This window comes from Sorangium sp. So ce385 (assembly GCF_051474135.1).
Taxonomy (GTDB): domain Bacteria; phylum Myxococcota_A; class Polyangia; order Polyangiales; family Polyangiaceae; genus Sorangium; species Sorangium cellulosum_D.
Genome location: NZ_CP150337.1, coordinates 1,128,750 through 1,149,254, shown reverse-complemented (window position 1 = coordinate 1,149,254; position 20,505 = coordinate 1,128,750). Strand labels below are relative to the sequence as shown.

Annotated in this window: 17 protein-coding genes; 7 read left to right on the top strand and 10 right to left on the bottom strand. The window is 73.5% G+C overall.

Going from position 1 to position 20,505, the window contains the following annotated elements; all coding sequences use genetic code 11:
* Window positions 1–308: 308 nt before the first annotated feature.
* Entirely contained in the window at window positions 309–605 is a 297-nt protein-coding gene (locus WME83_RS04345) for a polyhydroxyalkanoic acid system family protein (protein ID WP_061621300.1), read from the bottom strand.
* A 54-nt stretch (window positions 606–659) separates the two neighbouring features.
* Window positions 660–1,262: a peptidyl-prolyl cis-trans isomerase gene (locus WME83_RS04340; RefSeq protein WP_437317985.1), complete on the bottom strand. Its 603-nt coding sequence runs from the start codon at window positions 1,260–1,262 to the stop codon at window positions 660–662.
* 285 nt (window positions 1,263–1,547) lie between these two features.
* On the opposite strand from WME83_RS04340, the gene WME83_RS04335 reads away from it, so the two are divergent.
* Both WME83_RS04335 and WME83_RS04330 read left to right on the top strand, forming a co-directional pair.
* Window positions 1,548–5,906, top strand: coding sequence for a tetratricopeptide repeat protein (locus tag WME83_RS04335; protein WP_437317984.1), 4,359 nt, complete (start codon window positions 1,548–1,550; stop codon window positions 5,904–5,906).
* A gap of 37 nt (window positions 5,907–5,943) precedes the next feature.
* Window positions 5,944–6,432: an N-acetyltransferase family protein gene (locus tag WME83_RS04330; RefSeq protein WP_437317983.1), complete on the top strand. Its 489-nt coding sequence runs from the start codon at window positions 5,944–5,946 to the stop codon at window positions 6,430–6,432.
* 190 nt (window positions 6,433–6,622) lie between these two features.
* On the opposite strand, the gene WME83_RS04325 is transcribed toward WME83_RS04330, so the two are convergent.
* Complete coding sequence (locus WME83_RS04325; protein WP_437317982.1) at window positions 6,623–7,210, bottom strand: GNAT family N-acetyltransferase; 588 nt, start codon at window positions 7,208–7,210, stop codon at window positions 6,623–6,625.
* An 847-nt stretch (window positions 7,211–8,057) separates the two neighbouring features.
* Between WME83_RS04325 and WME83_RS04320 the strand changes: the two genes are divergently transcribed.
* The 5 genes from WME83_RS04320 (at window position 8,058) to WME83_RS04300 (ending at window position 12,193) form a co-directional block, all read left to right on the top strand.
* Complete coding sequence (locus WME83_RS04320; RefSeq protein ID WP_437317981.1) at window positions 8,058–8,891, top strand: ABC transporter permease; 834 nt, start codon at window positions 8,058–8,060, stop codon at window positions 8,889–8,891.
* 40 nt (window positions 8,892–8,931) lie between these two features.
* On the top strand, window positions 8,932–9,771 hold the full coding sequence (locus tag WME83_RS04315; protein WP_437317980.1) for an ABC transporter ATP-binding protein: 840 nt from the start codon (window positions 8,932–8,934) through the stop codon (window positions 9,769–9,771).
* Window positions 9,772–9,781: 10 nt separating this feature from the next.
* Window positions 9,782–10,804, top strand: a complete 1,023-nt coding sequence (locus tag WME83_RS04310; RefSeq protein ID WP_437317979.1) for an ABC transporter substrate-binding protein — start codon at window positions 9,782–9,784, stop codon at window positions 10,802–10,804.
* A gap of 65 nt (window positions 10,805–10,869) precedes the next feature.
* Window positions 10,870–11,547, top strand: coding sequence for a glutathione S-transferase family protein (locus WME83_RS04305; protein ID WP_437317978.1), 678 nt, complete (start codon window positions 10,870–10,872; stop codon window positions 11,545–11,547).
* Between the two features lie 25 nt (window positions 11,548–11,572).
* Window positions 11,573–12,193, top strand: coding sequence for a glutathione S-transferase family protein (locus WME83_RS04300; protein ID WP_437317977.1), 621 nt, complete (start codon window positions 11,573–11,575; stop codon window positions 12,191–12,193).
* Between the two features lie 66 nt (window positions 12,194–12,259).
* Here the strand turns inward: WME83_RS04300 and WME83_RS04295 are convergent, their stop codons facing one another.
* From WME83_RS04295 to WME83_RS04265, 7 genes are all read right to left on the bottom strand, one after another.
* Window positions 12,260–14,392 (bottom strand): DUF4082 domain-containing protein, encoded by a 2,133-nt coding sequence (locus WME83_RS04295; RefSeq protein WP_437317976.1) that lies wholly within the window; start codon window positions 14,390–14,392, stop codon window positions 12,260–12,262.
* Between the two features lie 113 nt (window positions 14,393–14,505).
* Window positions 14,506–15,552 (bottom strand): glycoside hydrolase family 26 protein, encoded by a 1,047-nt coding sequence (locus tag WME83_RS04290; protein WP_437317975.1) that lies wholly within the window; start codon window positions 15,550–15,552, stop codon window positions 14,506–14,508.
* The gene (locus WME83_RS04285) at window positions 15,549–16,445 is read right to left on the bottom strand and encodes a hypothetical protein (protein ID WP_437317974.1); all 897 of its coding nucleotides are present in this window, start codon (window positions 16,443–16,445) and stop codon (window positions 15,549–15,551) included. Before WME83_RS04285 ends, WME83_RS04290 begins: the two co-directional genes overlap by 4 nt.
* Window positions 16,442–17,002, bottom strand: coding sequence for an RNA polymerase sigma factor (locus tag WME83_RS04280; protein WP_437317973.1), 561 nt, complete (start codon window positions 17,000–17,002; stop codon window positions 16,442–16,444). The genes WME83_RS04285 and WME83_RS04280 overlap by 4 nt, the downstream gene beginning before the upstream one ends.
* Before the next feature lie 191 nt (window positions 17,003–17,193).
* Entirely contained in the window at window positions 17,194–18,234 is a 1,041-nt protein-coding gene (locus WME83_RS04275) for a hypothetical protein (RefSeq protein WP_437317972.1), read from the bottom strand.
* Between the two features lie 109 nt (window positions 18,235–18,343).
* The gene (locus tag WME83_RS04270; protein ID WP_437317971.1) at window positions 18,344–19,543 is read right to left on the bottom strand and encodes an acyl-CoA dehydrogenase family protein; all 1,200 of its coding nucleotides are present in this window, start codon (window positions 19,541–19,543) and stop codon (window positions 18,344–18,346) included.
* A 4-nt stretch (window positions 19,544–19,547) separates the two neighbouring features.
* A complete protein-coding gene (locus tag WME83_RS04265; RefSeq protein WP_437317970.1) occupies window positions 19,548–20,420 on the bottom strand; it encodes an isocitrate lyase/PEP mutase family protein in 873 nt (290 codons plus the stop codon).
* Window positions 20,421–20,505 lie beyond the last annotated feature (85 nt).

Here is a 20,505-nt window from a genome sequence, read left to right as displayed (position 1 = left end):
TGGCCGCGGCGTGGCCGCGGCGCGCGTGGCCGCGACCGCTGCGGCCGCCGCGCGCGGCCGCGACCGCCGCGCGCGCGCCCCTGGAAAGCGAGGTGCTCACGGGCGCTGCCACGCGCGATCCGCGCGGCGCTTCGGGTGGAGGTCGCTCGCCGGCGCGGGCCTGCGCGGGCGATGGACGAGAAGAGACCGAGGCGAGGACGACGGGGCGCGGGGCGACGATGCGCCTCGGGCAGCCGCGCGGCGGGCGCCGGCGCGGCGGGCGATCGAGGCGCCGGGGGCGCCCTCCGGGTCGAGCCCGGCCGCCGCGGCTAGGCCTTGGAGAGCACGGCGTCGAGCTTCTCGTTGACCTTCGACTCGACCATGCCCTTCATCGCCTTCAGCAGGAACGGGAGATCGATGTCCACCTGGACGGCGGAGGCCTCGACGCGCACGAGGCCCGTCGTGCCCTTCGCGGCGCCGCCCGGGGCGTCGAACCGGATGAGATCGCCGTCCCATCGCCACCGGATGCCGAGCTTGTCCTCCATGCCCCGCGCGAGCTCTTCCGCGCGCTTCTTGGCCTCGTCCTTGGTGAGCGCGTGCTGCCGGCGGATCTCGATCGTCGCCATACGGTATCTCCACTCGTTCGCGCGCGCGGCGACGCGCCGCGCGGTAGGCCCTACTTACTCGATCCGCCGCGCGATCCAAAAGCCGCGCGGCGTGTCGACCGGGCCGCTCACGCCCCCCTTGGGGAGGCTGAACAGCTCGTACTCCGGGGCGGGCTCGAGCACGCCGCGCGGGATGTAGCCGAGATCGTCGGTCGAGCCCTTGTCCCCCTTGTCGACGGCGGCCTTGAAGTCCGTCTTGGCGACCTCGGCGAGCTCCCTGGCGAGCGCCAGCGCGGCGTCCTTGGGGCGCGCGCTCTGCGGCGCGCCCTGCGCCCCGCGGTACTGGACCAGCACCACGCCGAAGCGCACCTTCTTCGGCGCCTCGCCCGACAGCGCGGGCGGCGCCTCGCCCGAGAGGAGCGTGACGCCCGCGTCGGATCGCACGGCCAGCTCCGGGCCGCTCTCCTGGACGAGCCCCTCTGCGCCGGCGTCGGTCCCGGCGTCGCCGTCGCCGGCCGCCGTCGCCGCGGGCGAGCCCGCGTCGGCGTCGGCGTCGGCGCCCGCGTCGGCGGGCGCGCCGGCCGCGCCGCGCCCCCCCTTCGGACCGCCGTTCGCGATGACGAACGCCAGCGCGCCCGCAAAGAAGAGCGTGTAGATGACCGCCGTCGAGCGCTGCATGGGCGGCAGCGCGTTAGCACAGGTGGAGGACGCTTGGCGAGGCCTTCACGCCGGTGCTGTCCCGGCTCAACGCCGGCGCCGTCCCGGCTTCACGCCGGAGACAAGCACGCGATATGCCCGAGGAAATCGCCGATTTGAGGACGGCCCGTAGAAGAGGCGATCCAAGGACCACAAGCCCTGCTAGTAAGGAGAGCGGATGTCGGGGCATCCCGGCCTTATCGCAGGCCGAACGAGCGTGAAGGCGCCTGCGGAAACCCTCGCAGCGCCGGCATTGGGTCGGGGAGCATGATCAAGGTCGAGTGCGACGGATGCAAATCGCCGTACCAGGTCGACGAAAAGCGCGTTCCCCCTGCGGGGCTCAGGATGCGCTGTCCGAAGTGCGGCACGAGCCTGCTGGTGACCAAGGGGGGCGCGACCCCTGCGCCGACGCCTGCGCCTGCGCCGACGCCCGCGCCGCGGGCTGGAGCGGGAAGCTTGCAGCTCTCGGAGCGGAGCGCGCCGGCGACGCACGACGACGCCGATCTGCCCGTGGCGGCCCCGGAGGACGTCGCGTTCCCCGCGGTCGCGCCGCCCCGACGTCCGGCGCCGGCGCCGGTGGCCACGCCGCCGCGCCGCGCGGCGACCACGGTCCCCCAGCGGCCCGCGCCGCCCGCGCCGCCCGCGCCGCCCGCGCCGGCTCCTGAGCCGCCGGGCCCCGAGGTCTTCGGCGAGATCGGCCTGCCCGACGTCCCCGATCGTCCGGCCCCGTCCGATCGGCGCAACGCCAAGACGGTGCCGCAGCGGCGCGGCTTCGGCGAGATCGACCTCATGGTCGAGCTCCCGAGCCCGACGGACGCCGAGGTGCAAGGGCTCGATCCCGACGACCTGCCGGTCGTCTACGGCAACGCGCCCGCCGCGCCGGCGCCGCTCTCGGCGCGGTCGCGCGCGCAGTCGCGCACCGCTCCGGCGACGCCCACCGCGTTCGCCGAGGCCGACCTGCCGGCGCGGGTCGATCCGCTTCCTCCGAGCAGCCGGCGCACCCTCGGGTTCGGCCTGCGGGACTCGCGGCCGAGCGCTCCGTCCTCGCCCGGCGTGCCCGGCACGCGCGACTCCGGGGCCGCCTCGCAGCCGCTCGGCCGCGGGCGCACCCGCGGGATGGGGGACGTCGCGCCCCCGCGCGTGGCCCCGGAGTACGACTTCGGAGACCTCGACGACGACGCGCCCCCGGCGCCTCCGGCGCGCGCCAGCAGCGGCTCCATGTCGTTCGGCTTCGGCGAGCTCGAGCTGCCGCTCGAGGGCGACGGCGAGGCCGAGCTGCCCTCGTCGGGCGATCTGCCCATCGTCGCCGGAGATCTTCCGAGCTCGGTCCCGGGCGTCATCGGCATGCCCGCCCCGTTCCCGGACGCGAGCCTGCCCGCGCCGGCCTCTGCCCCGCTCCCCTCGCCGGTTCGCGCCGGGCTCCCGGCCACGGCGTCCGCGGGCTACCCCTCCCCGGCGCAGGCAGGCTTCCCCTCCCCGGCGCAGGCAGGCTACCCCTCCCCGGCGCAGGCAGGCTTCCCCTCCCCGGCGCAGGCAGGCTTCCCGGCCACGGCCCCCGCGGGCTTCCCCACGAAGGCCACCGGCCCCGCCCTTCCCACGAAGGCCACCGGCCCCGGCTTGCCCGCCGGACCGGGCACCATCGTCGGCGCCGAGCTCTTCGACGAGGCCCCGCCGGACTACGACGACTCGCGCGTCGGCGCCGCGTTCCAGGCGCCCGGCCCGCGCCCGCTCCCGCCGGCGCCGCCCGAGCCCCCGAGCAGCGGCGCGATGCCGCCGGCCGACTTCGGTCCGAGCGCCGGCGCGATGCCACCGGCCGACTTCGGCCCGAGCAGCGGCGCGATGCCGCCGGCCGACTTCGGCCGGAGCACCGGCGCGATGCCGCCCGCCGGCTTCGGCCGGAGCACCGGCGCGATGCCGCCGGCCGATTTCGGCGACGAGATCGCGCTCGGCGAGGGCGTGACCCACCTCGCCGCCGGCGCCGCGCCCGCCGCCTACGATCCGTCCGACCGCTCCGCGAACTTCACGCAGACGCCGATGGACGCCGACGATCGGGGCATCGAGCTCAGCGCTCCGCACCCCAGCGTCGGCGACGAGGTCGACCTCACGGGCGCGGGCACCGAGATCGGCGACCTGAGCGCCGGGACGGAGGCGCAGGCCGAGAAGCCCGCGCCTGCCCAGGAAGCCCCGCCGCAGAAGTCGAAGGTCAAGCGCTACGTCGTCGCGACGCTCGCCGTCGCCGCCGTCTGCGGCGGCGCGCTCGCGCTCGTCCCGGACGTCGGCGCCTTCGGCGTGAACCTCATCAGCGACCGGCTCAACGCCTTCGCGCACGAGGCGGCGCTCGCCGATCTCCGGCAGCGGACCCAGTCCGCCCTCGCCAAGGACACCGCCTCGGCCGCGAACGGCGCGCTCAGCGACGCGAAGTCCACGCGCGCGAGCGCGCCCCGCCACCGGCCGACCATGGCCTACGCCGCGTACGTCGCCTTCGCGCGCAGCATCCGCTTCGGGCACCGGACCGTCGACGACGCCTTCGGCAAGGAGATGGTCGCGCTCGCGAGCTCCCGCCCGAGCGACCTGCTCACCCTCGCCGTCGCGGCGCAGGACGCGGCCACGGGCCAGCTCCCCCGCGCGCGAGAGGCCGCGCAGGCGCTCGGCGCCCAGCTCAAGGACGACATCGACGTCGCCGTCCTCGCCGCCGAGATCGAGCTGCTCGCCAAGGACGCGCCCAAGGCGGCTGCGGCGTGGCAGCGCGCGCGCGAGCTGCAGAAGAGCGCGCGCACGCTGTTCGGCACGGCCCGGGCGCAGCTGCTCGCCGGCGACGCGGCCGGCGCCGAGGCGAGCGCCAGGAGCGCGCTCGAGGCGTCGCCGGACCACGTCGGGGCCCGCACCCTGGTCGCGTCGCTCGTCTGGCAGACGCCGGGCCGCGAGCAGGAGGCGCTCGACCTGCTCGGCAAGGTCACCGGCGACGGCCCGGTCCGGGCCGCCGCGAGCGACCCCGAGATCGTCGAGGCGTACACGCTGCTCGGCACCATCCACCTCGCGCGGTCGCGCATGAGCGCGGCCGAGCAGGCCTTCGCCGCCGCGGTGAAGATCGACCCGCAGGCGGTGCGCGCGCTCATCGGCAACGGCGAGGTCCTCTACCGGTCCGGCCGCTACTCCGAGGCGCAGGCGCGCTTCGAGGCCGCGTCCCGCGCCGACGCGCAGAACCTCGCCGCGCACATCGGCAAGGCGAAGACCTGGCTCGCGCAGGAGCGCATGAAGGAGGCGAAGGACCTCCTGAAGGGGCTGCAGAAGACCCACGCGGCGGATCCGCAGGTCGCCTACTGGCTCGGGCGCACCGAGCTCGCGCTCGGCAACAAGAAGGAGGCGGAGCAGGCGTACCTCGACGCGGTGAAGTCGAGCGAGAACCGCCCGGAGGTGGTCGACGCTTACGTGGCGCTGTCGTCGCTGCTGTCGAGCCTCGGGCGCAACGAGGCGGCGGCCGCGAAGCTGTCGGAGGCGACGGCGAAGTTCCCGGACCTGCCGGCGCTCCACAAGGCGAAGGCCGAGGTCGCGCTCCAGACCGGGAGGAACGAGGAGGCGCGGCAGGAGCTCGAGCTCGCGCTCGCCAAGGAGGAAGACCTCGGCAGCCAGTTCAAGCTGGGGGTGGCCTACCGCCGCCTGCGCCGGTTCGAGGACGCGGCGCGGCTCTTCGACAAGGTCACGGCGGCGGACAAGGACTACCCCGGCCTGGCGCTGGAGCGAGGGCTCCTGTTCGAGGAGACCGGGCAGAGCGAGCGCGCGCTGGAGATGTACGCCGACGCGCTCCGCAAGGCGCCGAACGACGTCGATCTGAAGCTGCGCGTCGGCTCGACCCAGGTGATGGCGGGGCACGCGAGCCAGGCCGAGCCCATCCTGCGCGAGGTGATCCAGAACCGCCCGAACTCCGCCGAGGCGAACCATTTCCTCGGCCGCGCGCTCCTCGGGCGCGGCACGAACATGGCCGAGGCGCTGCGGTTCCTGGAGCGCGCCGCGGAGATCGACCCGAACCGCGCCGAGTACCACCTCTACGTCGGCTGGGGCGCCAACGAGACGGGCCAGACCGCGCGCGCGGAGGTGGCGCTCAAGCGGGCGCTGGAGCTCGACGCGGAGCTCGGCGACGCCTACTGGCAGCGCGGCGTCCTCTTGCAGAAGCAGGGGGCGAGCCGCGACGCGCTGGCGGATCTGCAGATCGCGCTCGAGAAGCGGCCGTCGCGCTACGAGGCCTACGCCACGATGGCGCTCTGCTACCAGGATCAGGGCAACTGGGCGGCCGCGGAGGAGGCGTGGCGCAAGGCGATCGCGGCCAACGACAAGGTCCCCGAGTGGCACTACCGGCTCGGCAAGATCTACGCGTCGCGCGGCAACCGGGCCGGGGCCGCGGCCGAGATGGAGCGGGCGGTCACGCTGGCCGAGGCGCCGGAGCGCTCGACCCCGCCGTGGCTGTTCGACGCGCACTTCCTCCTGGCGGAGGCGCTCCGCGCGACGAACGACCGCGAGAAGGCCATCCGCCACTACCAGCGCTTCCTGGAGACGGCGCCGACCGACAACGCCTACCGGCGCGACGCGCAGCAGGCGCTGGAGAGCCTGGGGGCGGGCAAAGGGCGGTAGCGCCGGGCGAGCGGCCTTCGCTCGGCTATCCTGGCGGATGACCTCCCCCATCACGGTCCGCGCGGCGGAGCGCGCGGACATGCCCGAGGTGGCGCGCTTCGCGGCGCAGCTCGTCCGCCTCCACCACGCCCTGGATCCGCACCGCTTCCTGTGCCTTGAGCCGCTCGAGCCGGGCTACGAGCGATGGCTCACCAGCGAGCTCGAAAACCCCGGCGCCGCCATCGTCGTCGCCGAGCAAGGCGGCGCCGAACCGGCGCTGGTCGGCTACGCCTACGGCCGCCGGGAGCCGCGCGACTGGAACAGCCTCCTCGACGCCCACGGCGCGCTCCATGACGTCTACGTCGCCGAGCCAGCGCGCCGGCTCGGCGCGGGCGCCCTCCTGCTCGAGGCCGTGATCGCGCGCCTCCGCGCCCTCGGCGCGCCGCGCGTCGTGCTCCACACCGCGACGCAGAACGCCGCCGCGCAGCGCCTGTTCGAGCGGTTCGGCTTCCGCCGCACGATGATCGAGATGACGCGCGAGCTCTGAGCGCCACAAGCGCGCCGCGGGCGCCGCTCTCAAGATGGGAGGGTGCTCGCGGCGCGGTGGCCGAGCGCGGTCATCTCATGAGCTGTGCACGCTCCCGCGGCAACGGTGTTGTCACATGACGAAGGGACTCAGTTGAAGACGGGAAGGAGGGGAGATCATCCGCATTCTCCCTGACTCCCCGCCTTCACGCTCAGGTGGTCTGTTCCCGGCTCGGCCCCGCGAGCTCCGCGGCGGTCTGCTCCCACACCATGGTGTCGCGCGGCTCGCCCGCCGGCGTCAGGGCGTTCGCCTCGAGCGTCGTCACGTGCCGATACCCGAGCCGCCGGGGCACGGCGGCGCTCGCGGTGTTCCGCGGATCGCAGCGGATCTCGACGCGGCTCCACCCGACCTCCTCGAGCGCGACCCGGGTCAGCCGCGCCACGGCCTCGGTCGCATAGCCGCGGCCCGTCGCGCCCTCGCGGAGCCAATAGCCGATCTCGATCGCGCCCGGACCGATCCGCGGGTGTAGCCCCGTACCCCCGAGCACCTCGCGCTCGTCGCGCGTGAAGATGCCGTAATGAAAATCGCGTCCTGCCGTGAAGTCGTCCCGGAACTTCTCCAGCAGCGCGGTCGTCGCCTCCAGGGAGGCCGGCTCGTTCACGGCCCACGGCATCCAGGGACGCAGGTGCGCAAGACTGGAGTCGATCGCCGCCCTGATCGACGGGGCATCCTCGGGACGCCACGCGCGCAGCGTCAGCCGCGCGGTCAGGATGCATGCCGGCGGGCGCTCACCGGCCATCGCCCCGCTCCGTACCCGCCCTCATCGCGCCACCGACGCCGATGGCCCTCCCCTGTCGAGCGCAGCAGGCCCCGCGAAGGACATGTCCCCCACCGCAGATCGCTCCAGCTTGGAGACGAGCCGTCATCATGCACCGGAGCGTACAACGAAGACCTCCCCCGCACAGCCCCGCACTCCGGCCGACTTCCCCGTGCGCCATTCCCGCCGCGAACCCTCCCGGGCGCTCCGACGGGCGCATCGACCCCCTGACGGGCGCATCGCCCCCTTCGCGGTGCGGCTTGACACTTCCGTTATAACGGACTAACTTCCGTCCCAGAAGAGTAAGGCGGAAAACAGCAACGCTCCCTCCGTTGCGCCGGTGAGGAGGTCCCGCGTCCACGCCCGCGCGTGGATGACCCGCTCGAGCAGAGGCGCCACCCGACGCGGTAGCGCCGACTGCGCCTCTCTCTGTGTCGCATCCGCGACCAGCAAGACACGAGGAGGAAGGATGAAGATCTGAACCTGCGACTCCCGAGGGGCGCAACGCCTCCCGGGCGTTTGACTCAATTCGCCCCTTCCCTCACGGCGATCCACCCCTGCGCCCGGCGCTCCGCGGAGCGCCGGACGAGCAAGCCGACCCCGATCACCTCGAACGCGCGCCGACCAGGCGGTCCATGGCGCCCCTCTCGGCATCCCGGGAGGCCGCCGCCACAACCGCGCCGCGCGCCGGATCGATTGCTGCCGTAGCAGCACATCATCAGCATCGCCTTGCTCCTGTCGCAGCAAGTCCATGTCCACCATGACGGATTGCGATCCGTTCCTGCGACAGCGCCCTGGCACGCTACCTGCTCTTCCGGCAGCTCGTGAGATGACGCGCACGCAATCGACGATCGCCGCCGACGCCGGCGCGCGCTCCGAGCGTGGAGCCGCGCGGCGCACCTGGAAGGAGGTCCGATGGGCCCGGATCCTGGTGCTCCTGTTCCTGCTCTTCGCATGGCAGGCCGTGACGTCGCTCGGCCTCGTGTCGCCGCGCGTGCTCGCGTCGCCGACCACGGTGGCGCAAACGGGGCTCACGCTCCTCGCCAGCGGGGAGCTGCCGCGCCACCTCTGGGTGTCGCTCGGCCGGGTCAGCCGAGGGCTCGCCCTCGGCGTGAGCGCCGGCGTGACGCTCGCGCTCGTCGCGGGGCTGTTCCGGCTCGGCGAAGACCTGCTCGACGCTCCCATCCAGATGCTCAGGACCCTCCCCGTCCTGGCGCTCGTGCCGCTCTTCATCCTCTGGTTCGGGATCGGCGAGACACCCAAGATCGCGCTGGTCTCGCTGGGCACGTTCTTCCCCGTGTACCTGAACACGTACGCGGGCATCCGCAGCGTCGACAACAAGCTCGTCGAGGCCGCGACCACGCTCGGGCTCGGCCGCATCGGGCTCGTCGCCCACGTGGTGCTCCCCGGCGCCCTCCCGAACGCCCTCGTCGGGCTGCGCCATTCGATGGGCGTCGCCTGGCTCGTGCTGGTCATCAGCGAGCAGATCAACGCGACGGCCGGCATCGGCTACCTCATGACGAACGCGCGAGAGTTCCTGCGGACCGACATCATCGTCCTCGGACTCGCGATCTACGCCCTGCTCGGGCTCAGCACCGACCTGTTCGTCCGATGGGTCGAGCGCAACGTCCTCGCCTGGCGCGCGGCGTTCGCCGGCCGGTGAGGGCGAGAATCCCATGGAGCGCAGCGTGGAGGCTTCTCGGATGAGCACGATCCCTGGTTCCGCCGTGCGCCTCCGCGACGTCCGGCGGGCGTTCGGAGCCCGCCCGGTGCTCGGCGGCGTCGACCTCACCGTCCGCTCCGGCGAGTTCGTCGCGCTGCTCGGCGCGAGCGGCTCCGGGAAGAGCACGCTGCTGCGGGTGCTCGCCGGGCTCGACGCGCACGCGAGCGGCGACGTCGCCGTCCCGGACCGGCGCGCGGTCGTCTTCCAGGAGCCGCGGCTCTTCCCGTGGAAGCGGGTCTGGCGGAACGTCGCGCTGGGGCTCCCCTGCCCGCCGGGCGAGGCGAAGCGGCGCGCGCTCCTCGCGCTCGCCGAGGTGGGGCTCTCGGCCCACGCGGACGCCTGGCCGCTCACGCTCTCGGGCGGAGAGGCCCAGCGCGCGGCGCTGGCCCGCTCGCTCGTGCGCGAGCCGGAGCTCCTGCTCCTCGACGAGCCGTTCGGCGCGCTCGACGCGCTCACGCGGCTCCGCATGCACGGCCTCCTGGCCGAGCTCTGCGCCCGGCACCGGCCCGCCGTGCTGCTCGTCACGCACGACGTCGACGAGGCGCTCCTCCTGGCCGATCGCGCGCTCGTCCTCGCCAGGCCGTCGCCCGAGGCCGGCAGCGTGATCACCGCGGACCTCGCCCTCGATCTTCCCTCGCCGCGGCGGCGCAGCGGCCCCCGGTTCGCGGCGCTGCGCGGCGCGCTCCTCGCGCACCTCGGCGTCGAGGGCGACGGGCCGGACGACGCTCCCCTCCCCCGATCGACCGCGCGCACGCAGCGCGCGCCCTCGCCACCCCCTGCTCCCGCCGAAGCGCGGGCCCTACCGTCTGTCGTCTCCTGAAGGAAGGCCCATGTCCATCGCCGCTCTCCTCGACGCGCTCGCCCCGCTCCGCCACGCCGCGGCGGCGCTGCTCGCCCTGTCCGTCGCCGCGTGCTCGAAGGCGGGGGACGCGCCCGCTCCCCCCGCGGCCGGCGAGCCGCCCGCGGTCGACCTCGCGGCGGTGACGCTCCGGATCGGCGAGCAGACGGGCATCGTGAAGAGCGGGCTGGAGGCCGCGGGCCAGCTCGACGGGATCCCCTACACGATCGAGTGGGCGACGTTCACCGCCGGCCCTCCGCTGCTCGAGGCCATCAACGCCGACGCGGTGGACATCGGCGCCGTCGGGGATACGCCGCCCATCTTCGCGCAGGCCGCCGGGGCCCCGATCCGGATCGTCGCGGTCACCCGGAATCGCCCCGAATACAAGGCGATCCTCGTCCCGAAGGGGTCGAGCATCCGGGCCTTCCGCGAGCTCAAGGGCAAGAAGGTGGCGGTGGCCAAGGGCTCCTCGGCCCATTACCTGTTGCTGGCGGCGCTCCGCCGGGACGGCCTCGGCATCGCGGACATCGTGCCCGTGTACATGAACCCGAACGACGCCCAGCCGGCCTTCGCCAGCGGAGGCGTCGACGCCTGGGCGGTCTGGGAGCCCTATGTGGCGAGCAACGTGCGGCAAGGGGCGGTGAAGCTCCTCGACGGCGCCGGGCTCACCGACGCGCTCTCGTTCCAGGTGAGCAGCGAGAAGGCGCTCGCCGATCCGGGCAAGGCCGCCGCGATCGCGGACTACCTGGCCCGCTCGCACAAGGCCCACGAGTGGTCGAACGGCCACAAGGACGTGTGGGCGCGCAAGTTCGCCGAGGTCACCAAGCTGCCGCTCGAGGTCGCGGAGGACATGTTCGAGCACCACGAGCCGAGGTACGTCCCGCTCGACGACGAGATCGCCAGAGCGCAGCAAACGATGGCGGACGCCTTCTTCCAGGAGGGGCTCTTGCCGCAGAAGATCGAGGTCTCGAAGGTGTTCGACGGGCGGTTCAACGACCGCGTCCCGCCCCGTTGAGCGCGCCCTCGGGTCCGGACGACAGGAGCGCTTTTCGCGTGGCAGACGCCACGAAGGAGAACAGGATGACGAAGCTGCGACTCTACAGCGCGAAGGCGTGCCCCTTCGCTCACCGCACCCGGCTCGCGCTCAAGGAGAAGGCGATCGACGCCGAGCTGATCGAGGTCGATCTGCAGAACAAGCCGCGGGCGTTCGTCGACGCCTCGCTCTACGGCAAGGTCCCGGCGATCGAGCACGAGGGCCACCGCATCTGGGAGTCGGCGATCATCAACGAGTACCTGGAGGAGTCCTTCCCCGAGCCGCCGCTCCTGCCGAGGGAGCCGGGCAGGCGCGCCCTGGCGAGGATCTGGATCGATTACGCCAACACGCGCCTCGTGCCGGCGTTCGCCCAGCTGCTCCGGGCCGAGACGCCGGAGCAGGAGGCCGAGGGGCGCAAGGCGCTCGGCGACGTGCTCGCGTTCATCGATCGGGAGGCGCTGGCGAGGTCGTCGGGCCCTGGGCCCTACTGGCTCGGCGCCGACGTCAGCCTCGTCGATCTCGCGTTCTATCCGTGGTTCGAGCGGCTGCCCGCGGTGGATCGGCTCCGCGGGTTCTCCATCCCGGCGGAGCTCACGCGGCTCCGGGCGTGGATCGACGCGGTGGCGGCGCGCGACGCGGTCCGCGCCATCGCGAACCCGGTCGATTTCTACGTGGAGCGCTACGCGAAGTTCGTGAAGCCGGCGGCGGCGGCGACGGCGGCCTGAGCGGCGCCGCCAGACAGGAGACATCATGTTGAAGCTCTGGGGTCACAAGAATTCTTCGAACGTGCAGAAGGTCCTCTGGGCGCTCGACGAGCTGAGGCTCGATTTCGAGCGCATCGACGCCGGCGGGCCGTTCGGCCGCGTGAAGGACGCCGACTACCTCACCCTCAACCCCAACGGGCTGGTGCCGACGCTCGAGGACGGGCCGCTGGTGCTCTGGGAGTCGCACGCGATCGTGCGTTACCTGTTCTCGCGGTACGGCTCGCCGCCGCTCCAGCCGAGCGATCACGCGGACAGGGCGCGCGCCGACGCGTGGACCGACTGGCAGTTCGGGACGCTGTGGCCCCCGGTCCGGACGCTCCTTGTGCAGCTCCTGCGCACGCCGGAGGAGCGCCGCGATCAGGGCGCGATCGACGGCGCCCGCAAGGCGGCGCTCGGCGCCCTGGGGATCCTCGACCGGCAGCTGTCGAAGCAGCCGTGGGTCGCCGGAGAGTACTTCACGTTCGCCGACATCCCCCTCGGGGTGGCGGCGCAGCGGTGGTACAACCTGCCGATCGAGCGGCCCGCGCTCCAGCACGTCGACGCGTGGTACGGCCGCATCAAGCGCCGGCCGGGCTTCGAGCGCTGGGTGGATCTCCCGCTCACGTGAGGCGCGCGCCGGCCGCGGGCGCGCGACGGCTCGCCCGCCCCGGCGCCGCGGCGCCGCCCGTCCGGCTCACGGCGTGATCTTGTAGATGTGGTACGTGTGCTCGGCCGCGAACGCGTCCGTGAACGCGCCGCCGTTGACGGCGATGGTGCGGTTCTCGTACAGCACCTGGACGGTGGAGCCCGTGAGGCCGGGCGGCAGCGTCAGCGCGTAGCTCCCGGTCGGCTTCGCGCGCCCGAGCATCGCGAAGATGTAATAGGAGCCGCCGTGCTCCTTGAGCATCGTGTCGAGGTTCGCGTTGAAAGCGTACGCGTACGACTGCGTGTTGAGCACGGGCGCGAGGTCCTTGATGCGCAGGTTGGTCTCCTTGACCTTGGCGCGCTGCGCGGCGTAGCAGGGCTCGCGCAGCGCGTGCTGGGTCTCGCACGGGCCCCCGAAGCTGTGGTTGAAGTAGATGATCCCGCGGGCCTCGTGGATCAGGGACGACATCACCGCGCCGGCGATCTGGTCGGGCGTGATGCTCGGCGCCCAGTCCTCCGTGAAGGGGTGGCCGACCTCGATGAACGCCCAGATCGGCTGGCGCTGGCCGTCCATCCCGTCGAGGTGGCGCATCCTGTCCATGGTCACCCCGTAGTTCGCGGCGAGCCGGCACGTGGACGACGGGAGGCCGAGGAACGTCTGCATCTCGCCGCAGATGTTGGGATCGGTGTACCAGTAAAGGTCATTGGACACGACGTGCGTGTACGCGTTGACGAACCGCTGCGCCTCGCTGTCGCTCTCCCAGAGCATCACGCCCTTGCCGTAGTTCGCATAACGCACGCGCCCGTCCGACGGCGTGTCGTCGACCAGCGTCTGCATGACGGTGTAACCGCACGACGCGCTCGAGGGGCTGCAGATGGCGCCCTCGCCGGGATAGTTGCCCGTCCACGCGGCGGAGCCCGGCCCGGCCCACATGTCCGGCTCGTCCGTCAGCATGTGGCCGATCGTCTCGCCGCTCTTGCCGCTGACCCCCGCGATGGCGAACAACCCGTTCTGCTTGATCAGCGGCATGTTGCTCCCGCCGGTCAGCTCGACATAGGTGTTGATCCCGGCGTCCTTGTCGAGATCGATGTCGCCCTGGCCGTAGACGCCCTCGAACCAGACGCCGATCGGGAAGAACACCGGGCTGTCCCAGGCCGCGGCGTCGGTGTACGAATACGCGCTGTAGTAGGAGGGCCCGCCCTCCCACGCCACGCGCGGCAGGTTCAGGCTCCCGCCCCCGCCGGAGGGGTTGTCGACCGTCACCGTGCGCGAGGCGCTCGCAGTGTTGCCTGACGTGTCCGTGGCGCGCACGGTCAGCGTGTGGCTCCCGTTGGTCAGCGACAGGGTGTTGAGCGCGTACGTCCAGCGGCTCGTGCCGGTCACCGTGGCGAAGCTCCCGGCGTCCACCTGGAGCTCGACCTTCGAGAGCCCCGCGTCGTCGGAGGCGGTGCCCGTGATCTGCGCCGTGCCGGTGAGCGCGGCGTTCGCGGCCGGGGAGGAGATGGCGACGGCCGGCGGCGTCGCGTCGCCGGCGGACCGGAAGAGCACGTCGACCCAGTAGTTCGAGCCTCGCCACGTGCTCGTCGGGAACCCGGAGGCGCCGTACTTGTAGACGCCGTTGCCGCCGGACTCGCCGTCCCTGAAGACGTAGAGGGGGCCGTTCGCGCGGCCGGCGCTGGAGAAGTAGCCGTTGTTCGCCGAGTACCGCCCGTTCGGCGCGTGATAGCTCACGACGTAGGTCTGGTTCGCCTGGATCGGGACGGGCGCGGCGAAATAGGCCACCTGCCAGCCGCTCGCGCTCTCGTTCATGAAGGTGACGGACGAGAGCTCCTGCCCCGATGAGCTCCAGAGGCGCCCGGTGTGCGTCCCGGTGTTGCTGCTGCTCTTGTAGAAACGAACCCCGGTGACCTGACCGGCGACGCTCGATCGGAACTTCACGCCGAGCTCGACGGCCTGGGTGTCGGTGTCTGCGAGGATGGCTGGCACCTCCGCGCCCGACCACAGGCTGACCTCCGGGCCGAGCACCTGCGCGGCGGCCGTCGTGTCGGCGGAATCGAGCGGGGTCCCGGCGAGGTCATCCCCGAGGACGCAGCCGCTGGACATCGAGAGCACCGCCATCATCGAGGCTGCCAGTGCGGTGGTCAGCCTCGTTCGCGAGAACAGATCGATACGTCGAGCCATGATAAGCCCCTTTCGGTGTGGTTGCGTGGTCTCGCCCTGGCAGGCAGAGCTCCGCCTGGAGCGCACCGCCGGCGCTGTGCCGTTACTTCACGAGCTCGGGGCCGACCTCGGGGTCAGGGCCCCCAGAGCTCCTGGTAGAGGGCCGAAGCCTCGGGCGCTTCGACCGGATCGTGCAGAGACGTGCAGAACTCCCCCGCGTTCGGGTCGTTGTAGTACGTCTCGTACGCCATCACGTCGGCGTTGGCCGCGAACGTGTCGTGCATCTTCTGGATGAAGAATGGATTGTCGCCGCCGGCGTCGCCGAAGCCGTTGCACGTGACGACCGCCCACTGGCCCACGCCCACGCGCTTGCCGTGAGCGCGCGCGAACTCGATGACCGCGCACAGGCCGTCAGGGCCGTTGCACTGCCGGGTCCATGCGGCCTCGTCGGGAGACGAGGGCGTCATGTCGAAGGTGTCGATGCCGACGACGTCGACGTACGCGTCGCCCGGGTACGCCTCGGAGGAGTCGCCGCTCGCGGGGTTCCGCGTGCCGTGCGCGCCCCTCGACCAGTCGAAGAGCGCCTCGGGGGCCGCCTCGCGGACGGCCGTGACGATGTGCCGATAGCAGGACACCCACGCGGCCGGGTCGGTCGCGCTCCACTCGACGTCGTTCCCGTTGAACTGCCAGCCCAGGCGGATGATCGAGCCAGCGCGATCATGAGCGACGAGCGTCGCTCCAAAAGCGCGCCAGTGCTCGTCGTACTCGCCTCGCGCGCACGTCGCGAGGCTCCCGCCGCTGCCGGCCGGCCAGAAGGGGAGCGCGATGACGAGCTCGCCCGTGAAGCCCGCGAGCCCCTCGAGGACGCCGTCCGGCTGGGTGATGCCCGGCCAGCTCGTGTAATCGGTGAGCACGAGCGCGACGTCCGCGGGGCGACCCCGGTACGACGCCCACGCGGCGATCCGATCGAGGTCTTGCGCGTTGGTGCCCGAGGGCCAGGGCAAGCCGGAGAGCGCGCCTCCCGGCGGCGCGCCGGGCTCGCTCCCACCGAGGCCCGCGCCATCGCTGCCGAGCGACGAGGTCCCTCCCGCTTCGCACCCGAGGCCGAGCAAGAGCGACGCCGCTGCCCCGAACAGGGGGCGAAGGTCGGCGGGCCGCGTGGGAGCTCGCCGCCGGCTCATTCGCGCCTCCCCTTGGCCTGCGCCGGGCCCGGCGGGGCATCCACCGCGCACGCGCGCCGGATCCGCTCGCCGAGCGGGGAGCGCGGGTGCTGGCGCAGGAAGCGCTCGGACGCGGCGCGCGCCTCGGCCGTGCGGCCGAGCCGGCACAGGGTGAGGATGTGCGCCGCCGCCCGCTCCTGGCCGAAGATGCCTTCGTTCGGGTTCGCGCGGCGCGCCTCGAGCATCTCGAGGGCCTCCTCGTCCTTGCCGGCTCCCAGCGCGGCGCGCACGTCGCGCAGGAGCTTCGCGTCCTCCTGGAAGCCGTTGTCCGGCGCTCCAGCGGCCGGGCTCGCGCTCCTCGACGGCGCGGCCGCCCTGGGCGAGGGCGCCGGCCGCTCCTCGCGCTCCTCGCGCTCCTCCGCGGGCCCGGGCGCGACGGGCGCTTCACGCGTCGCGCTCTCGGCCTCGGCGAGCGAGCGCTCCCTCCGCGCGACGATCGCGGCGCTCGCGGTCACGGCGGCGCTCTTGGACAGGCGCGCCTCCAGCGTGTGGCGCTGCGCGGAGCCGCCCGTGACGAGGTGCGCTGTCACGGCGACGGCCGCGAGGGTCACCCCCATCGCGAGCTTGCCGCCGAGCGTCCCCAGCCCGAAGCTCACGCCCGCCTTCACCGCGGGCGCGGCCGCGGTCGCAGGGATCGCAGGCGCGGCCGCCCCTGCGCTGGCGGAGGCCGCGGCGGCGTCCGCCGTCGCAGCGGCCTTGGCCGGGGCCAGGGCGGCGGCGCCCGCGACCCCCGCGGCGATGCCCAGCCGCTCGAGGAGCTGCGCGCGGTACCGCGCGTGCTCTTCCGGGGTGAGGCCCTCTTCGCGACGGGCCGACGCGATCAACGAACGCGCCTCGCGGCTCAACTCGCTCATCGGGGGCTCCCCAGGTTCTGCTGCGCGCGGCGGCGCGAGAGGGCGCGCTCGAAGGCCTGGCGCGCGGCGCGCAGGCGCGAATAGACCGTGTTCACGTTCAGCGAGAGCGTGCCGGCGATCTCCGGCACGCTCATCTGCTCGAGCTCGGCGAGCACGAAGACCTCGCGCTTGTCGTCGTCGAGCGTCTCGAGCAGGGCGTAGAAGAGGCGGATCTCCTCGGCCTGCGCCGCGCGCTCGAACGGCCCGTCCGAGCGCTCGGCGGCGAGGCTGTCCGGGTCGACGCCCGCCGCGAGGGCCTCGCGCTCCGGCCTCCTGCGGACGAGCGTGCGCCGGTAGTTCCGGGCGATGCGGAGCGCGATCACGAAGAGCCACTGCTTGACGTACGCGTGCGCGTGGAACTCACCGAGCCGCCGGTGGACGACGACGAAGACCTCTTGCAGCGCGTCGGGGAGGTTCGCCTCGACGACGCCGAGGCGGCGCAGCGACCGGTACACGTAGTCGGCGTACGCGTCGTAGAGCGCCTCGACCGTGAGCTCGCCCGCGGCCCTCTCGCTCACCGGCGGCGGGCTCGATGGGGCGCGAGACACGGGCGTCTCCGCGGCTTGACCGGCAGCGAACGAGAAGACCACGTGAAGCTAACTGTCCGCCTCCGTCCGGATCCGTCACGAAAAAGCGAGGAGGAGGGGGACATCGCTCGGGCGCTCTCGTGCTGTCGCAAGAATCCAGCGAGCGTGAGAGGTTGTTCGGCTCAGAAGGAAAGTTCCAGCCCCAGGCTCGCGCGCCCAGCGACCGCCGAGGGCCGGTGCACGAGGCCCACGTCATCGATGGCGAAGCGCTCTCGCCGCGTCGGGATCAGGAGCGCGGCGTGGGCGGCCGCGCCGAGCGGGCCGAGGAGCGAGAAGCGCGCGTCGAGCCCCGCGGAGAAGGACAGCCACGTCGCCGATGCGCTCGCGGGGAAGCGCACGCCGAGCCCGGTGCCCGTGAGGTGATCGAGCTCGAGGCCGCCGCAGAGCGCGACGGGGAGCGCGGTTGGCTCGCCGCAGCCCTCGACGCCGACGACGGCGAGCGCGAAGGAGCCCCCGATCGGCGTGCCCTCGGGGCCCGACGCGATCGTCGTCGAACGACCCGGCCAGAGCGCTCCATGGAGGCCGAGGCGCACGCGGCGACGGCCGAGCGCGACGCGGGCGCCCACGCCGAGCGACGCGCCGGGCAACGTGCCGAGGTCGCCGGCGGCCGCGAGGCGCGCCATGAGGGTGATGCGATCGCCGGCGTCCGCCGCGCTTCGCTGCCTCGAAGGCGCCGGGACGGGGGCAGGCGAGGCGCTGGCGGCGTCGGGGGCCCGGGGAGGAGGAGGTGGTCCGGGCGTCGCAGGGCCGGCGCCCGTCGCGCCCTCGCGCGCGGCCATGGCTTCGGGGTCGATCATCCACGCGAGGATCACCACGGTCGCCTCGGCCATCGCGCGGCACGACCGCTCCTCGATGACACGGACGCCCTGGGAGGAGCCCATCCAGGTGACGAGCTCGACACGAAAGCGCCCGCCCGCGTCGCGATGAACCTCGGCGCTCGCGCGCACGGGCGCTTGCTCGCGCGTGGGGGCGGGGCCCACGAGGCGCTGCACCTGCTCGATCACCTCGTCCCTGGACGGGCAGTCGCTGCCCTCCGGCGTGCGCCAGACCAGCGACACGCGCGCGCCGTCGTCCCCGGCGCTCGCCGCTCTCGGCGCGGCGAGCGCGGCGAGCGCGGCGAGTGCGATGCAGCGGTGCGCCGCGCGGCGCCACGAGCGGATCATCGTGGCGGCTAGGCTTCGATCGGGGCCCGGGCTCGTCCAGCGCATTCTGTGCGTCATGCCCGCCTCGACGGTGCTGTCCGCGCTTCCGAGGAGCGCGCGGCCCTGGACCTCAGAACATCGGCAGCTCGGTGTCCAGCCCGAGGAGCACGCGGCCCTGGACCTCGCGCGTCTGCGGCGCGACGAGGGCGTGCTGCGTGACGGCGTGGACGTCGCGGAAGCAGCGCTGGAGAGGGCTCTTCTCGTAGAGCGCCGTGGCGCCGCCCGCCGTGAAGGCGAGATCGACGGCGCGGGCCGCGCTGAGCGCGGCGTTCGTCGCCGCGAGCCGGACGCGCGCTCGCTCCTGGATCGAGATCGACGCGCCGGCGACCGCGGCGCCCCACACGTCGCCGACCGCCTCGACGAGGTACGCCCTGGCCGCGCCCAGCGTGGCTTCGGCCTCGGCGACGACGGGCGCGGTCGACGGCCGCGTCGCGAGCGACGTCGTCATCCCGGCCGGCCGCTTCGTCGCCGCGAGCGCCCTCAGCTCATCGAGGGCTGCCCGCGCCATCCCGAGCGCGGTCGACGCGACCGCGCTCGCGAGGAAGCCGAAGAGGGGGAACGCGAAGAGGCGCCCCGGATAGGTCGGCGCCGTCAGCGGGAGACGGATGCACCGGCTGCTCGGCACGAAGACGTCCACGACCTCGAAATCGTGGCTCCCGGTGCCGGCGAGGCCGGACACGCTCCACGTATCCAGGATCTTGCACTCGGAGGCGCGGAACATCGGCACGACGGCCGCGGGCACGCCCGCCGGCGACATGCGCGGGGCCGCCCCGTCGAAGATCACCGCGGTGCCGCCCAGCCAGTCGCAGTGCTCGCAGGCGCTCGCCATCGCCCACCGCCCGGTGACCCGAACACCTCCGTCGACCTCGACGGCGCGCCCGCTCGGCGTGAAGACCCCGCCGCTGACGACCTCCGGGCTCGCGTACATCTCTCGACCTCCCTCCGCCGGGAGGTACGCCTCGAACGCGCCGGTCGTTCCGCAGATCATCGCGCACCACCCCGCCGCGCCGTCGGCGCGCGAGAGCTCCTCGATCACGTGGAGGGCCGTGAGCGGGTCGGCCTCGAGCCCGCCGACCGCGCGCGGACGACACATGCGGAAGATCCCCGATTCCCTGAGCGCCTTCGCGACGGGATCGGGCAGGCGGCGCTCGCGCTCCCCCCGCAGCGCGTGCTCCTTGATGAGCGGGACGAGGCCGCGCGCCGCGTCGAGGAGCGGCGCGGGCTCGGCGGAGGACATCGTGGCCATGGTGAGCTCCAGATCGCGGCCCATGCGTTCACCCCTTCTCCGGCGGCGGCGGCGCGTACCGCGCCTCTTCCGCGTAGTACCCGGGGAACCCGACGATCTCCTGGAGCGCCTCGAAGCGCATCCGGGGGTCCGGGTGCCGGCCTGCGCGCAATGCGGCGAGCGCCTCGCGCATGGCGGCGGCGGCGACGGAGAGCAGGGTGAGCGGATACGCCGCGATCTTGTAGCCGATCGCCTCGAGCTCGGCGGGCGGCAGCACCGGAGTCCTGCCGTGATCCACCATGTTCGCCATGGCCGGCGCGCGCACTTCCCGGCAGAACGTGCGCATCTCCTCGACGCTCTCGGGCGCCTCCAGGAACACGATGTCGGCCCCGAGCTCGGCGAACGCCTGGGCGCGGGCCAGCGCCTCGTCGAAGCCGTGCGTCTGCCGGGCGTCGGTGCGCGCCATGATGAGCACCCCGGCGCCCTCGTCGCGCGCGTCCACGGCGGCCCGGATGCGGGTGAGCGCCTCGTCGCGGGGCACGACCTGCTTGCCGCGCGTGTGGCCGCAGCGCTTCGGGGCCACCTGGTCCTCGATCATGACGCACGCGAGCCCGGCCTGCGCGTAGCCGCGCACCGTGCGCTTCACGTTCATCGCGTTGCCGTAGCCCGTGTCGCCGTCGCCGAGCACCGGGATCGACACCGCGGCGCAGATCGCCCGCGCCTGGTCGACCATCTCGCCATACGAGATGAGCCCCGTGTCCGGGGCGCCGAGGCGCGCGGCCGAGACCGCGAAGCCGCTCATGAACGTGAGCGGGAAGCCGGCCTGCTCGATGAGGCGCGCCGACAGCGCGTCGAAGCAGCAAGGCATCACGAGGAGGCCGGGCGTCGCGAGGAGCTCGCGGAGCGTGTGGGCGGAGGACACGGCGCAGACGATACCGCGCCCGGCGGCCCTGCGGGCAAGCGCGAACGCCCGGGGCGCGCTGGCGGCGCGCCGGCGCGGAGGGCGC

What these genes read in the sequence shown, in the direction of transcription:
- WME83_RS04290 (WP_437317975.1), bottom strand. Translation starts at nt 15,552, where the DNA reads ATGAGCCGGCGGCGAGCTCCCACGCGGCCCGCCGACCTTCGCCCCCTG.
- WME83_RS04270 (WP_437317971.1), bottom strand. Translation starts at nt 19,543, where the DNA reads ATGGGCCGCGATCTGGAGCTCACCATGGCCACGATGTCCTCCGCCGAG.
- WME83_RS04330 (WP_437317983.1), top strand. Translation starts at nt 5,944, where the DNA reads ATGACCTCCCCCATCACGGTCCGCGCGGCGGAGCGCGCGGACATGCCC.
- WME83_RS04305 (WP_437317978.1), top strand. Translation starts at nt 10,870, where the DNA reads ATGACGAAGCTGCGACTCTACAGCGCGAAGGCGTGCCCCTTCGCTCAC.
- WME83_RS04325 (WP_437317982.1), bottom strand. Translation starts at nt 7,210, where the DNA reads ATGGCCGGTGAGCGCCCGCCGGCATGCATCCTGACCGCGCGGCTGACG.
- WME83_RS04300 (WP_437317977.1), top strand. Translation starts at nt 11,573, where the DNA reads ATGTTGAAGCTCTGGGGTCACAAGAATTCTTCGAACGTGCAGAAGGTC.
- WME83_RS04275 (WP_437317972.1), bottom strand. Translation starts at nt 18,234, where the DNA reads ATGATCCGCTCGTGGCGCCGCGCGGCGCACCGCTGCATCGCACTCGCC.
- WME83_RS04310 (WP_437317979.1), top strand. Translation starts at nt 9,782, where the DNA reads ATGTCCATCGCCGCTCTCCTCGACGCGCTCGCCCCGCTCCGCCACGCC.
- WME83_RS04315 (WP_437317980.1), top strand. Translation starts at nt 8,932, where the DNA reads ATGAGCACGATCCCTGGTTCCGCCGTGCGCCTCCGCGACGTCCGGCGG.
- WME83_RS04335 (WP_437317984.1), top strand. Translation starts at nt 1,548, where the DNA reads ATGATCAAGGTCGAGTGCGACGGATGCAAATCGCCGTACCAGGTCGAC.
- WME83_RS04340 (WP_437317985.1), bottom strand. Translation starts at nt 1,262, where the DNA reads ATGCAGCGCTCGACGGCGGTCATCTACACGCTCTTCTTTGCGGGCGCG.
- WME83_RS04320 (WP_437317981.1), top strand. Translation starts at nt 8,058, where the DNA reads ATGACGCGCACGCAATCGACGATCGCCGCCGACGCCGGCGCGCGCTCC.
- WME83_RS04285 (WP_437317974.1), bottom strand. Translation starts at nt 16,445, where the DNA reads ATGAGCGAGTTGAGCCGCGAGGCGCGTTCGTTGATCGCGTCGGCCCGT.
- WME83_RS04295 (WP_437317976.1), bottom strand. Translation starts at nt 14,392, where the DNA reads ATGGCTCGACGTATCGATCTGTTCTCGCGAACGAGGCTGACCACCGCA.
- WME83_RS04345 (WP_061621300.1), bottom strand. Translation starts at nt 605, where the DNA reads ATGGCGACGATCGAGATCCGCCGGCAGCACGCGCTCACCAAGGACGAG.